Annotated in this window: 20 protein-coding genes; 13 read left to right on the top strand and 7 right to left on the bottom strand. The window is 61.2% G+C overall.

Features of this window, described 5'->3' with window-relative positions; all coding sequences use genetic code 11:
- Positions 1-54: 54 nt before the first annotated feature.
- Genes AC1Q7Q_RS37965 through AC1Q7Q_RS37925 form a run of 9 tightly spaced genes read left to right on the top strand, consistent with a single transcriptional unit; the run spans position 55 to position 4,978 of the window.
- Positions 55-252, top strand: coding sequence for a hypothetical protein (locus AC1Q7Q_RS37965; RefSeq protein WP_492373567.1), 198 nt, complete (start codon positions 55-57; stop codon positions 250-252).
- Between the two features lie 5 nt (positions 253-257).
- Positions 258-473: a hypothetical protein gene (locus tag AC1Q7Q_RS37960; protein WP_492373566.1), complete on the top strand. Its 216-nt coding sequence runs from the start codon at positions 258-260 to the stop codon at positions 471-473.
- Between the two features lie 31 nt (positions 474-504).
- On the top strand, positions 505-1,026 hold the full coding sequence (locus tag AC1Q7Q_RS37955) for a PRTRC system protein E (protein WP_492373565.1): 522 nt from the start codon (positions 505-507) through the stop codon (positions 1,024-1,026).
- A 9-nt stretch (positions 1,027-1,035) separates the two neighbouring features.
- Positions 1,036-1,431, top strand: a complete 396-nt coding sequence (locus AC1Q7Q_RS37950) for a PRTRC system protein C (RefSeq protein WP_492373564.1) — start codon at positions 1,036-1,038, stop codon at positions 1,429-1,431.
- Complete coding sequence (locus AC1Q7Q_RS37945) at positions 1,428-2,468, top strand: PRTRC system protein F (RefSeq protein ID WP_492373563.1); 1,041 nt, start codon at positions 1,428-1,430, stop codon at positions 2,466-2,468. Before AC1Q7Q_RS37950 ends, AC1Q7Q_RS37945 begins: the two co-directional genes overlap by 4 nt.
- Positions 2,465-3,187, top strand: coding sequence for a PRTRC system protein B (locus AC1Q7Q_RS37940; RefSeq protein ID WP_492373562.1), 723 nt, complete (start codon positions 2,465-2,467; stop codon positions 3,185-3,187). The genes AC1Q7Q_RS37945 and AC1Q7Q_RS37940 overlap by 4 nt, the downstream gene beginning before the upstream one ends.
- Before the next feature lie 2 nt (positions 3,188-3,189).
- On the top strand, positions 3,190-3,975 hold the full coding sequence (locus AC1Q7Q_RS37935; RefSeq protein WP_492373561.1) for a PRTRC system protein A: 786 nt from the start codon (positions 3,190-3,192) through the stop codon (positions 3,973-3,975).
- On the top strand, positions 3,972-4,796 hold the full coding sequence (locus tag AC1Q7Q_RS37930) for a PRTRC system ThiF family protein (RefSeq protein ID WP_492373560.1): 825 nt from the start codon (positions 3,972-3,974) through the stop codon (positions 4,794-4,796). Before AC1Q7Q_RS37935 ends, AC1Q7Q_RS37930 begins: the two co-directional genes overlap by 4 nt.
- Positions 4,793-4,978, top strand: coding sequence for a hypothetical protein (locus AC1Q7Q_RS37925; protein ID WP_492373559.1), 186 nt, complete (start codon positions 4,793-4,795; stop codon positions 4,976-4,978). Before AC1Q7Q_RS37930 ends, AC1Q7Q_RS37925 begins: the two co-directional genes overlap by 4 nt.
- Before the next feature lie 503 nt (positions 4,979-5,481).
- On the opposite strand, the gene AC1Q7Q_RS37920 is transcribed toward AC1Q7Q_RS37925, so the two are convergent.
- The gene (locus tag AC1Q7Q_RS37920) at positions 5,482-5,730 is read right to left on the bottom strand and encodes a hypothetical protein (protein WP_492373558.1); all 249 of its coding nucleotides are present in this window, start codon (positions 5,728-5,730) and stop codon (positions 5,482-5,484) included.
- A 146-nt stretch (positions 5,731-5,876) separates the two neighbouring features.
- On the opposite strand from AC1Q7Q_RS37920, the gene AC1Q7Q_RS37915 reads away from it, so the two are divergent.
- Complete coding sequence (locus AC1Q7Q_RS37915; protein WP_492373557.1) at positions 5,877-6,047, top strand: hypothetical protein; 171 nt, start codon at positions 5,877-5,879, stop codon at positions 6,045-6,047.
- On the top strand, positions 6,044-6,304 hold the full coding sequence (locus AC1Q7Q_RS37910) for a pyocin activator PrtN family protein (protein ID WP_492373556.1): 261 nt from the start codon (positions 6,044-6,046) through the stop codon (positions 6,302-6,304). The genes AC1Q7Q_RS37915 and AC1Q7Q_RS37910 overlap by 4 nt, the downstream gene beginning before the upstream one ends.
- Before the next feature lie 5 nt (positions 6,305-6,309).
- Here AC1Q7Q_RS37910 and AC1Q7Q_RS37905 read toward each other — a convergent pair whose 3' ends face one another.
- From AC1Q7Q_RS37905 to AC1Q7Q_RS37890, 4 genes are all read right to left on the bottom strand, one after another.
- The gene (locus AC1Q7Q_RS37905) at positions 6,310-6,912 is read right to left on the bottom strand and encodes a hypothetical protein (RefSeq protein ID WP_492373555.1); all 603 of its coding nucleotides are present in this window, start codon (positions 6,910-6,912) and stop codon (positions 6,310-6,312) included.
- Positions 6,913-6,995: 83 nt separating this feature from the next.
- Positions 6,996-7,310: a hypothetical protein gene (locus AC1Q7Q_RS37900; protein WP_492387287.1), complete on the bottom strand. Its 315-nt coding sequence runs from the start codon at positions 7,308-7,310 to the stop codon at positions 6,996-6,998.
- The gene (locus AC1Q7Q_RS37895; RefSeq protein ID WP_492373633.1) at positions 7,300-8,658 is read right to left on the bottom strand and encodes a hypothetical protein; all 1,359 of its coding nucleotides are present in this window, start codon (positions 8,656-8,658) and stop codon (positions 7,300-7,302) included. The genes AC1Q7Q_RS37900 and AC1Q7Q_RS37895 overlap by 11 nt, the downstream gene beginning before the upstream one ends.
- Before the next feature lie 327 nt (positions 8,659-8,985).
- A complete protein-coding gene (locus AC1Q7Q_RS37890) occupies positions 8,986-9,276 on the bottom strand; it encodes a hypothetical protein (protein ID WP_492387286.1) in 291 nt (96 codons plus the stop codon).
- On the opposite strand from AC1Q7Q_RS37890, the gene AC1Q7Q_RS37885 reads away from it, so the two are divergent.
- Positions 9,260-10,111, top strand: a complete 852-nt coding sequence (locus AC1Q7Q_RS37885) for a tyrosine-type recombinase/integrase (protein WP_492373552.1) — start codon at positions 9,260-9,262, stop codon at positions 10,109-10,111. The genes AC1Q7Q_RS37890 and AC1Q7Q_RS37885 overlap by 17 nt on opposite strands.
- 127 nt (positions 10,112-10,238) lie before the next feature.
- On the top strand, positions 10,239-10,484 hold the full coding sequence (locus tag AC1Q7Q_RS37880) for a hypothetical protein (RefSeq protein WP_492373551.1): 246 nt from the start codon (positions 10,239-10,241) through the stop codon (positions 10,482-10,484).
- Positions 10,485-10,702: 218 nt separating this feature from the next.
- Here the strand turns inward: AC1Q7Q_RS37880 and AC1Q7Q_RS37875 are convergent, their stop codons facing one another.
- Entirely contained in the window at positions 10,703-11,164 is a 462-nt protein-coding gene (locus AC1Q7Q_RS37875; protein WP_492373550.1) for a hypothetical protein, read from the bottom strand.
- A gap of 349 nt (positions 11,165-11,513) precedes the next feature.
- Positions 11,514-11,762: a hypothetical protein gene (locus tag AC1Q7Q_RS37870; RefSeq protein WP_492373549.1), complete on the bottom strand. Its 249-nt coding sequence runs from the start codon at positions 11,760-11,762 to the stop codon at positions 11,514-11,516.
- Positions 11,763-12,503: the final 741 nt, after the last annotated feature.

The following is a 12,503-nucleotide window of genomic DNA, read 5'->3' as shown; positions in this document are numbered from 1 at the left end:
TATTGCAGGCGCCGTTGCGCCCGCTGTCGAGTTGCTTCTACCCGGAGGTTTGTGATGCGAACCACCAGCGTAAAGGAAGACCGGCGCCGACTTGGCGAAGACATCGCCGCCAGGATGCACGCAATCAATATGCGCAAGCGCAAGAACGTCAGCGACGTGACGTGGGACGTGGCCTGGTGGGCGGAGCGCAAGCTGAACGAGCACCTGCCGTTCCGACTCAGCGCCCTCGGCGGCTTGATGGGGGAATGGTGATGCAAATGGATCCCCTCGCACACGCCCAGGCAGAGATCACCACGCTGCGCACCGAGCTCGCTGCATGGCGTGAATGCGCCGCCGCCCGGCATGCCTACCAACACTCGCGCGCCCGGGTTGGCTCGCAAGAAGAAATGCAGACGGCCCACCGCATGGAATCCGCGTTCCACGCCTGCCAGCCCTACGTCGACGCCGCCGTCGCTGGCCTGCCACACCCCTAACCTCGCCTTACCACCCGCAAGGAGTCCCTTCATGTTCAAGGCATTGCACCAGCTCGCCCAGGCCTCGCCGCTGATCCTCACGATCGTGGCCGAAGACGAGCAACTGCGCGTCACCCTGATGCCGCAGCTCGACGCCAGCAGCACCGTCAAGGCGGCGCCGCACCCGCTATCCATCGTCGCCACGCCCGACGAGCTCAACGCCGACTTCGCCTCCGCCATTGGCATCTTTGCCCCCGGCGTGCTGTCGGTGCTCGAGCAAGCGCAGGCCGCGGCGGATGCCAACGCGAACAAGTCCGGCAAGCCCGCCGACAAGGACGCCAAGCCGGCCGGCCCAGGCCGCGGGCGGCGTGCGGGCAAGGCGCTCGAATCACCGCCAGCGCCAGCGCCGACTTCGCCGCAGGACACTGCCACGGACGAAGACAAGGACCTCAAGACCCTGCCCTTGCCGCTGGCCGGCGAAGAGCCCGCACCGCCCCCGGCGCCGCCCGCCTCAACCGAAGACGCAAAACAGGAAGTCCCCGCGCAGACCGATGCGCTCGACATCGCGATCTAAGGAGCCGTCATGCAAGTGCAAACCCTCACGCGCGAATTCCGATATAACGGCGCCAAGCTGGCCGACCCGTCGCCCAAGTTCACCCTGCAGCAGGTGCGCGATTTCTATGCGAACACCTACCCCGAGATCGTCAATGCAGAGATCGAGGGGCCGGACCTGCAGGGCCAGGCACAGGTGTTTTCGTTCCGCCGTGCAGTAGGCACCAAGGGCGCCGGCCTGACGCCGGCCGACATGCGCCAGCTGATCGAAACCGGCAGCTTCTGCGCCTCGCACCCCAACCTGCTCAGCGTCGACCGGGTGAACACGCCGGTTGCCCGCGAGCTGGCCGCAATGTGCCTGCGTCGCAGTATCGGCAGCGCGCCGGCGCTGATGCCCACCTCCGCCGTCCTGCCGCTGCTGCCATGACCGCACTGGCCCTCCCTCGCCTCGGCGACATCCCCCACCGCTATGTCATCCCGGCGGAAGCGACCTGGGTTCGCACGCTTCTGCTTTCGCTACTGGATGCAGCCGCCGTCGCACCCGAAGACTTCGCCGGCCGGCCGCAGACGATGGGGGCCTTGCTCAAGAACGTGCTGCGGCGACATTGGCTGGAGATCACCCGCGGTGAACGCATCTTCCGCTGGAACCTTGGCGCGTCGCATGAGCAGCGATCATGGGACCACGCCGATCCGGGCGTGACCTGGCTCACGATCGCCCCGCCGGATGGCGAGGATGACCCCTGGCCCTGCCCGACCGTCTTCATCGGCGCGGCCATCGGGCACCTGGAGGCTGTTGCGGAAGGACTCGGCCAGACTGTGCTCGCCACGTTCTATGAGGCGCTGCGTTACCTGCCGAATACCTTGACGCCTCAGGACGCACTCTGGCAGGCCGAATTCGTCTACTGGCACGGGCTCAACAGCGAGACCGAGATGGTCGAGGAAATGATGGCGGAGGACGGCAAGACGGTGGAGCAGATCGTTGAGGAGCTAGCGATCTTCCGGCGTGCGGACTTCTTTGCCCACATGCCCGAATGGGTCGTTAGCCCGCAGCGCGTGCTCACTGATGCGCAGGTCCGACGTGCAGCGCGACGGGATGCCTATGCGCGCGAGGTAGTGGCCGCTGTCGACGTAGTGTGGCGCGCGGTTTGCCAGGCCGGACCGTTTGCCGATTGCTCCTGCCGGGATTCCGAATCCGACTCGGTCGCATGGATCGCGTGGTTCCGATGGTCGAAAGACGACGCGGCCGGCCGCATCCTGGATGACTGGGCGAACGAGGCCATGCAAGGCGAGTTCATCGAGGCAGCCACTGCCGTGTGTTGCGCCCCTGGACACAACGATGCCGCGCAGTGGCTCCAACGCATGCGCAGCACAGCCCGCCTGGCTCGCGCCATGGAGCCGCTCGTCGACCTCCTCGGCGCACCGACCGAGGCCACCGCGCGGGTCCGGGTACAGGTGGTGGCATGAGCAGCGTCCATATTGCCACCACTGGTGACACCGAGCTGGCGCTGCGCAACGCCGTGCTGCTGTACCGCTCCGAGGCCAGCAGCGCCGTCTATGCCACGCTGCACGACGTAAATTGCGAGGGGCGCGGCGCGCCGCAACTGCTGGCTGGCCGGCCGATGACACTGCCCGAACTGGCGACGTTTGCCAGTGCGGCGGCAGGACGTACGGCGTATCACGGGTTCATCAGCGAGCGCGTCCTGTATATCGGCCCGAACACGCTGGCCTGGTGGGTGCCGGCGTGTCATCGCCGTGTCTGGTTCCGATCGGCAGCTCCGCTCGGTACCGCATCCGGTGAGACGGATCACCCGAACCTGGTCTTCGTCGTGCACGCCGACCAATGGTACGTCTTTGCCACTCGTGTCGCGGACCGCCCCGCCCCGGCCACGCCGCTATACCGCGCCCCCTACTTAAACGTCTGGGCCAACGGGGGCATTTGCACCGGCAACGTGGATCTACCGGACCAGCCGGGCCCCACCGCCATCGCCGCTTACGAGGCCGCGTTCTTTCGCAGCCATTTCACGCACTCGAACTATCACAGCACGCCTGCCATCAAGCGGCGCGGCGGCCTCGCGCAACTCTGGCGCGATCTGCTCGACGGTGCCGCCTTCCCGCCCAACTGCCTCATTGCCCGCAAGGAAACGCTTGCCGAGGCAATTGCCCGCATCACCAAAGGAGATTGACCATGCAGAACCTGATCGAAGCCTTCAACACCACAACCAAGGCCGGCGTGGCGACGATTGCCGGCGCGCTGAGCACCTTCGTCACCGAAGCCGCGCAGAAGCTCGAAACGGCCATGCGCAATCCCGTGGCCGCCGCGCCGGACGACGAGCAATACGCTCTGGATATGGCACTGTGGGAAAGCGCACCGACCGTCGCTGTTCCCAAGTTCGCACAGTTCCAGGCGCTGCAGGAAGTCGGCCATCGCTTCCTGGCCACCGCCGAGGGCCTGTTCATCGAGGTGCGCCGGGACTGGCTGCATTTCATCCAGCCGATCGCGCCCCTGCAGGAAAATGCACCGCGCCCGCCCTACGGCACCGTCGCCAAAAAGGTCGAGCTCGCTTTTGAGCGTCTAGGCAATACCTTCCCCTTCATCCGCCAGTTCGCCGATGCCGCGCGCCAGGCGCTCCCGAACGAGCACGCTGCCTGGATCGTCTGGGACGCCAAGGCCAAGGCGCTGGCCTACCGTGACGTGGACATCAAGCAAACCGACCCGGGCGCCATCCGGTTCGAGCGCCCCCAACTGGCCGAGCACGAAAGCCTTGCCATCGACATCCACAGCCACGGCGCCGCGCCGGCCTTCTTCAGCGAGACCGACAACAAGGACGATGCCGGCGAAGTGAAGATCGCGTGCGTGATCGGAGATCTCGGCGACGGCAAAACCCCGACCGTGCAGTTCCGCATCTGCGTGCTCGGCATGGTGATTCCGGTCAATGTGCCCGCGGCCGCGGTCTTCGGGGAGTCGACGTGACCGGTATCCATATCACCCCGTCCGCCTGCCTCGATCGGGTCGTCGAGGTGGTGCTGATCGGCTGCGGCGGCAACGGCTCGCAGATGCTGACGGGGCTGGCCAGGCTCAATCACGCCATCCGCGCACTCGGACATCCAGGCTTGCGAGTTGTGACATTCGACCCGGATACGGTGAGCGAGGCAAACATGGGCCGCCAGCTGTTCAGTGCGGCTGATGTGGGGCAGAACAAGGCGGCGGTGCTGACGCATCGCGTGAACATGCACTTCGGCCTCGACTGGATCGCCAGGCCCAAGCGCTGCGGATTAGCCGAGCTCACGAGCGTCATGAGCGGCGCGATCGTGATCGTCTGCGTCGACAGTGCGAAGGCCCGGCGGGAGATCCATCAGTGCATTGGCGCGAAGCGCGATGTCTACCTGCTCGACCTCGGCAATCGCGCCAGCGATGGACAGGCCATCTTCGGTCACACCCATCTGCGGTCACAGCAGATTGCCGAATCGCGTGAGGTTCCGCGTGTCACCATCCATCCGGTCGGCAGCGCGCTCTTGCCCTACCCCTATGACGTGCTGCCCGAGTTGATCGACCAGGACCAACCGGAAGACGACACGCCCAGTTGCGGCCTGGCCGAGGCACTTGAACGACAGGAGTTATTCGTCAACCAGTCCATCGTCACGCCGGCGCTGGCCATCCTGTGGGAGTTTTTCCGCCATGGGCGGCTGTCTTGGCATGGTGCCTTTGTCAACTTGAAGAGCGGCAGCATGCGATCTCTACCAGTTCCCTTGCCCACGCGGACGCATTCACTGACAAGCAAGGAGGCCGCGTGATAGTCAGCACCACTGCAATGATTCGCCGCTTGGAAGGACTGCTGGATACAGGGAGGCTAACGGTAGGGGAACAAGAATTCGTACGTGAGTTGTCCGTGATCGCGCAGTCCGGCGAGGTGACAAAACTCACCGGCGACCAGGTCGACACGCTGGACGAACTACATGGGAGGCACTTCGCATGAAAAAAGTATGCCGTGTGCCCGCCGCTGGTGCGCGACGTCACCAATGCGATTCGAGAGGCAGTATGAGGCAAGAGCTACGCCTTCCTCACTCCACGGAAGTACTCGACTGCTTCGCCGAGGACCCCCCTCTCTTCCTGCTCACGTTTCCTAGCTTGATGCCTGCCGTCGGATTCCAAATTGGCATCGGCACCGTTTGTCTGCTTGAGCGCCCGAATTGCAATATGCTAGTCGTCGCAGTCAACGCTGATCTGATCAATTTCGCGTTTCGCAACTCGATATGCATCATCGATCGCGACCTCCTCCGAGGCCGCTGGCTCCCGAGTGTTTTGCCTGTGTCCGTGCCCGCGGATGACATACGACCAGTCCCACCGATTGCTAGCGACCTCTCGCGTCTGGATGGAGATATCCCGACCTCTGTACTTGAAGTCCATATGTTCCTCCCCGGATTTCGGAAGACCGTAGCACGCAGTGTGGTTGACCCGAATGGTGATTCGGTGCGCGAATCAGTGAGCGCCTGGGTTCGCCTGGCCTTCGTCTATCAGCTTCTCGGCATAGTCGCGCGCATGCTGCCACGCCTCGCCTTCGGAAAAGTACTGCCCAGGCACGGGTTCGTGCTCGAAGATCTTGATCGAACTGCCATCCGCCGCCTTTGCACAGATCGTCACCTCGCCATGCCAGGGCCCACCGGTTGGGGACGCCGCGGAAGCCTCGTACCAGTGATCTTTGTAGTACGTGAAGCCTTGGAGATCCATTGCTTTCTCCAGTTGTTCAAGAGAATCGTAGCACGGCCCAAGGACGCACGATCGGCTTCGTTTCGGGCGTTGCCCTGGCCTCGGCCAGGATCCACATTGACCTTAAGTAGTCACCAGATGGGCACTCGGCATGCCGGAGCAAGAGCATGAAACATCTCATCACTCAGGGGCTCGACAGTGAGGCGGGCTGCATCCTCTCCGACTGGGAGCATTATCGCTACCGTCTCTGGCGCGAGTGGGACCGCCGCAGGCCGAAAGCAGCTGAGCGATTCATCGAATTGACGCGCCAGACTTGTCAAATTGGAGGCAACGAATGACGACCATTTTCCTGTTGCTTGCACAGTACGGCGCCATCGCCGTTGTGCCACTCGACATCGTGGCGCGGGACTACTTCCCCCACCTGAGTCCGGAGAAGCTGCTCCGCAAGATCAGTCTGGGGGAAATTCGCTTGCCCGTGGTCCGCATCGAGGGATCGAACAAGAGCGCCAAGGGCGTTCATGTAAACGACTTAGCCGACTACATTGACGCGCGCAGGGCAGCAGCGCAAAAAGAATGTGTACAGCTATGCGGCTGATACGCCTATGTTCGCTTTTGGTGCCCTTGCACTGCGGCAACTACCGCGGTCAATGCTTGCGATACTCTAGTGACTGTTGCAGCCCGCGAATACAAAGCGTGGTCTTCCGCAGACTTCGTGGCATCGCCAGGGTCATGCCCACAATACTCCGCAACAGCGTCTTCAAGCGTCTCAAGGGCCACGCCGATCTCTTGTGACAACTGGGGCCACAGCGCACTGATTAGCGTGGCCTTGTTTGCGAGGTCGCGTTGTTGCTTGTGGAAGGTGGGGAAGTAAGTCGATTTAGGACCTGTATCCTCCTCAGGGAGGTCGGTCATCACCTGTGAGCAGAACGTGATTACCGGCTCGATTGCGTTGGGAAACGCCACCGATCGCATCCAAAAGTCGTCTTGAATCGACTGCTCGCGGTCGCGCTCGCTCTTCCGCACGTCCTTACGGTGGTTGAAATAGAACGTTCCGGCAGAAACGAGAACTGCGACCAACGAGAGCCACAGCGACGGCTGCAGGTACCAAGGCTGCCCAATCGCCTTCATTGGTATGGGATCTTTCGCCTCGATAATGACGTGCGCAACAGTATTCCCCGCACCAATTTGGGCGGTAGGAAGCACGGAGGCGGGGGCGGAAGCGGGACTGCTAGCGCTCGCCGGGGCAGGATGAGCGGCTGCCACCGGCTGCGAAGTAACCTTCGGAGTCAAGAGCCAGAAAAAAGGCTTTTTGACTGCAAGGCCCGACCTGCATAGTCAGCGAACGCATCCATCAGCACAGGCTTGGCATGGAAGCGAAATTTTCGGAAGAACGCTTCCTGACTCCCCGCTTTCAGGACGCTCGGCCCAAACAAGCCGAGAAAAAACGAACTTGTCACCGAATACGTCTCATCTGGGATGTCTACCGAAACCGTGTCCGACGTTGCGTCAACGCTGTCAAGGGAATACTTCTGACGCAGTGACTCTCCCCGCGGGCGTCCAGAGTAAACAGGACCCTCTATGTCGCGAAAATTAATTGTCATTGCCGTTCCCATGTTGTGAAACCTCCTCGACCAAGGTGCTATCGGCTAAGGAAAGAGGAAATTTTATACTGATAATCGTCCCGGGGAAGCGGAGAGGACCAAGACTTTTAACGTACTTGGTGTCAGGCCGCTCATTCAGGTCGTTTGTATCATTGAAAGCAATAATCTTGCCGGCGCCAGGCCGCGTCGCCATCCGGTGCGTGCCATCAAAGAGCACATAGGTGCTGCCGGAAATGATCGCCATGCGCGCATCCGACCCCGACACATTGCACACATCGTGGATCGTCTGAAAGAAGTCTATGAGTTCAACTGTACCTTGTCCACGGGTATCCCGCTCGTCACGGTTCAAACGACTGACGTTTCCTTGCAGTGCCACCACCGTCAACAAATCGTCCTCGTTCCATGAGGTGCCGAAGAGACGCTTCCGTGCATGCATATCGAGGTACGGCTTAACCTGGCGCCAGGTGTACTCGCCCTCAGCAGTCCTCATAGATTCCGCGATGCTTCGGCCAAAGTTGAAGATGGCTATCTCGCACATTGGGACATCGAGCGAATTGTCAAGATACCCCTGCACCGACCAGTCTAGGTAGCCCGCATGATCCTCGGCGTTTGCCAAGATCTCGCCGAGGTACGTCAACAATTGGTGCTTACCTAGATCCGTAAGCTCCCATTTGTGATCCCTTAGACATGCATCGATGTGATCGACAAACTTCCGCTGCTGAAGATCCTTGTAGTCCGCTTTGGATCCGTCGGCCGGACTGTAATAGTTCCGGTTGCGAGCGTCGAAGATCCGCAGAGTCTTCGCTTCATCCTTGCTGAGCGCCTCATGGGCGATTTCCATGTGCTTTATGATGCCCATGGCTTTTATGAATCGCTTGACCGATTCATCCAACGGATATACGCCCGCCACCCGCAACTGCCGCTTCCGCTGGCGCCATTTAATCTCGACATTGCGCTCGACTGCAACGATGTCAAGCAGCGCGTTCGCGGCGAGATCGTACTTCTCCAAATACCGATGGTCGAAGACAACCTTTTGGATGTTCTGCCCGTCTAGGCCCGCTGCAAAGGCGGTCAGCGTATCGAGGACAAGATCCGGGTCATCAATGATGGAGAAATGCTTGGGAACGACTACTCGCAATTCGTTGTTTTTGCGGACCGGCAATGCCCGACGGGCGCACGCAGCGAGCATGCCAATGACCTCCGACCGTCTCCGAAAGCGAGATTGCTGCAGCGCTGCTCGGCGCGCGCTTCGACGCCGGCGTTTTTCCCGTCGGGCAGCGTAGCGCGCCCGCTGGCGCGCCAGCTTCTCCCCCTGATATACAGAATACTCAACCGTGCTTTTTCTCATGACCCGTCCCAGACCAACCCGGGATCATGCCATATACACCCGACCCTACCCACCCCCAAGACGAAGGATCATCCAACAGCAGCTATGGAGGACTGCTCGACAAGTGCAACATTGGTGCTACACGCTTTTGCAGCACCGGCTACAGCCCTTACCCAGCTTGATTGCACCGCTCCCAGTTCCCCCAATCCATCATCGGTGCAACCGATATTCTGCGGCCCGTTGATTTTGCTGGGATTCCGCCTCCAGCCTCGGTTTGCGGGGGATTCTGAACGTGTGCCATTTCCTACGGTTACTGCCTCTTTAGGCTCATTTTTGAGCTCGGGTGTTTCAATGTTGCACTGAAAAAACCATGCTGCACCGGAAACCATGGGCACCATTCATCAGCGCGAACGCAAGGACAGGAGTATAGGCGACGCCGCCGCGATCCGCCCGAAGCCAGGCGGCAAGGTGGTGCTCTCCGAAACCAAGACGGTTGATCGCCGCCAGGCCGCCGCGACCTGGATGGAAAAACGCGAGCGCGAACTGGCACAGCCCGGCGCGCTGGAAACCGCGCAGCGGGATGACCCACTGCTGAGCGCCGTGATCGACCACTACATCAGAGATGTCTCGCAAGGACATCGGCCGGACGAAAACACAGGTGCTCCGCGCCATCAAGGCAGCACCGATCGGCTCGATGCACTGCTCGAAGATCCGCAGCCAGGAGATCACACAGTTTGCGCAGAGCCTCGGCGTACTGCCGCAAACGGTCGGCAACTACCTCATCTTTGCGATAGCTCGCCCGGCTTGGGGCTACCCGCTCGATCAAACGGCGATGGATGATGCACGCAAGGTGGCGAAGAAACTCGGCGTGACAAGCCGCTCTGTAGCCCGCAACCGCCGGCCGACGATGGCTGAACTCGACCTGCTCATGGCGCACTTCGGCAACATCCGCGCGAAACGGGTGGATAGCACGCCGATGCAGGCGCTCACCGCGTTCGCGATCTTCTCCACGCGCCGACTGGAGGAAATGTGCCGAATCACGTGGGACGATTTGGACGAGCCGAGTGAGCGCATCATGGTGCGCGATCTGAAACACCCCGGCGAAAAGCTTGGCAACGATGTCTGGTGCGACCTGCCGGCCGAGGCTATGCGCATCATCAAGGCCCAGCCGAAACGCGAGGCCAGGATCTTCCCGGCCAACAGCGACTCGGTGAGCGCCGCTTTCACCCGGGCCGCCAAGCTTCTGGAGATTGACGACCTGCACCTGCATGACATGCGGCACGAGGGAGCCAGCCGGCTGTTTGAGATGGGCCTGAGCATCCCGCGCGTCGCAGCTGTGACTGGGCACAGGAGCTGGCAGAGCCTGAAGCGCTATACCCACTTACGGCACGATGGGGACCGTTTCGCCGGCTGGAAGTGGCTTGACGTCGTGGCACCAGCCAGCCAGGCAGTGGTCGCTGTAGGTTCAGCCTAAGTAACACTGTATATCCATACAGTTAACTCAGCCTTTACAAAATCCCGTCGTGTACTCCCTATACTGTATATTCATACAGTAAACGTGCTGCATTCCGCAGCACCCACCAACGCTCGGAGTTGCCGCCATGCCTGATACTCGCGCCATCAAGTACATCGTCGTGCCCTACCGTAAAGGCAAGGGCGAAGCGCTCCTGCCTGGCGAGATCCGCCAGGCATCCAGCGAAGTCGGCGCTATCCGCATCGCGAACGGCATGGCCTCAAGTTTCGTTGGCGTCGCGGCCTATGAGGTGCTGGTGGACGAGGAAACCGGCGAGATGGGTTCGCCCCGAATCCTGGTGCAGGAAGGGAGCGTCCCCGCTCTCGGCGAGTGACAAAAAGGGGCGCTGCCCCCTCCTCCCACAATCCCACTTCCTTTCCGGCCACACGGCCGAACTGCGCCGGCCTTGCGACACCATATTAGTATCGCCCGACGCGATCACCGTGCAGGACGTCGAGACCCGCCATCTTCAGGCCATGGTCTGGTTGGCGGAGTACCTATCGTTCGACGCCGACTGCCAGCACTACCGCTTCGGAGTGGCCCGGCCCGCCGTCAAACCGCCGCTGAAAGCGTGCTTCCCCCGGCGGTGAAGTTCATCTTAGTGGTGAACGGAATGGCCCAAGGCGCGCAGATGATGGCGAGGCTGGCCAGGCTCAACACGCCATCAGCGCACTCGGACATCCAGGCTTGCGCGTCGTGGCGTTCGACCCGGATACGCTGAGCGAGGCAAACATGGGCCGCCAGCTGTTCAGTGCGGCTGATGTGGGGCAGAACAAGGCGGCGGAGCTGACGCATCGCGTGAACATGCACTTCGGCCTCGACTGGGTCGCCCAGTCCAAGCGCTGCGGGTTGGCCGAACTCTTGAGCGTCATAAGCGGCGCGTTCGTGATCGTATGCGTCGGCAGCGCGAAGGCCCGGCGGGAGATCCATCATCAGTGCATTGACAAGAAGCGCGATGTCTACCTGCTGGACCTCGGCAATCATGCAAGCGATGGACAGGCGATTTTCGGTCACACCCAGCGCGGCTGCGGCAGATTCCGAATTGGCATCGGCACCGTTTATCCGCTCAAGTGCCCGAACTGCGAGATGCTAGTCGTCGCAGTCAACGCTGATCTGATCAATCTCGCGTTTCGCAACTCGATATGCATCATCGATCGCGATCTCTTCCGAGGCCGCAGGCTCCCGAGTGTTTTGCCTGTGTCCGTGCCCACGGATGACATACGACCAGTCCCACCGATTGCTCGCGACCTCTCTCGCCTGGATGGAGATATCCCGACCTCTGTACTTGAAGTCCATATGTGCCTCCCCGGATCTCGGAAGACCGTAGCACGCAGTGTGGTTGAGCCGGATGGTGATACGGTGCTCAGTGAGCGCCCGGATTCGCCCGGCCTTCGTCTATGAGCTTCTCGGCATAGTCGCGCGCATGCTGCCACGCCTCGCCTTCGGAAAAGTACTGCCCAGGCACGGGTTCATGCTCGAAGATCTTGATCGAGCTGCCGTCCCCCGCCTTTGCACAGATCGTCACCTCGCCATGCCAGGGCCCACCAGTTGGGGATGCTGCGGAAGCCTCATACCAGTGATCTTTGTAGTACGTGAAGCCTTGGAGATCCATAGCTTTCTCCAGTTGTTCAAGAGGATCGTAGCACGGCCCAAGGACCCACGATCGGCTTCATTTCGGGCATTGCCCTGCCCTAGGTCAGGATCCACATCGAAGGCTCAAACAAGAGCGCAAGGGGATCCACGTAGGCGACTTGGCAAAATACATCTACGAACGGCGGGCCGCAGCTCAGAAAGAATGCACCCAGATGTGTGACTAAGGAAGGTTTCTTGACTGATTTCGGAGTGGCCGCGCGAATCTCATTTGCGCAAGGCGCAATCTAACGCAGGTTCTGCCGGCTCGCGGCATGGGCCGGTGCCTTACTGTGTTCATCTCGGGGCGGAAGCTGTGACTTCGAAACAGCTTGCGTTGGGCAATGGGAGCCTGGCGCTCTGGCGAATGCGACCGACTTCCGCCCTGGAGACTGAGCGCACCTATCGGAACCCGGAGTTCCACCGAGTGCAGCCGGAATGAAGACATGATTTAGCTCAATGGCATGCGAGTAGAAAGGCCTACGATTCAAGAGAACAAAGGGGCCATACGCCAGAAGCCCCTGCACGCAAAGCTTGCGTACATGGAAGGAGCACTGAGACCGGAAAACTAAAAGTGACAAACGAGCCACATTGACCCCGCGTGTGGCAACGCGTTTACCTGCGCAAGCGCTGCTTTTGGATGCAACGCGTTTGCGACTGTGTCTAGCGGGGCGGGATACGACACCGCCAGACGCTCAGACCCTTGCCTCTGGCCCCAGTGCGG

This window comes from Cupriavidus sp. GW823-FHT07A04, assembly GCF_058794615.1.
The sequence above is the reverse complement of the archived record's forward strand: the minus strand, read 5'-3'. Positions and strand labels throughout refer to the sequence as shown.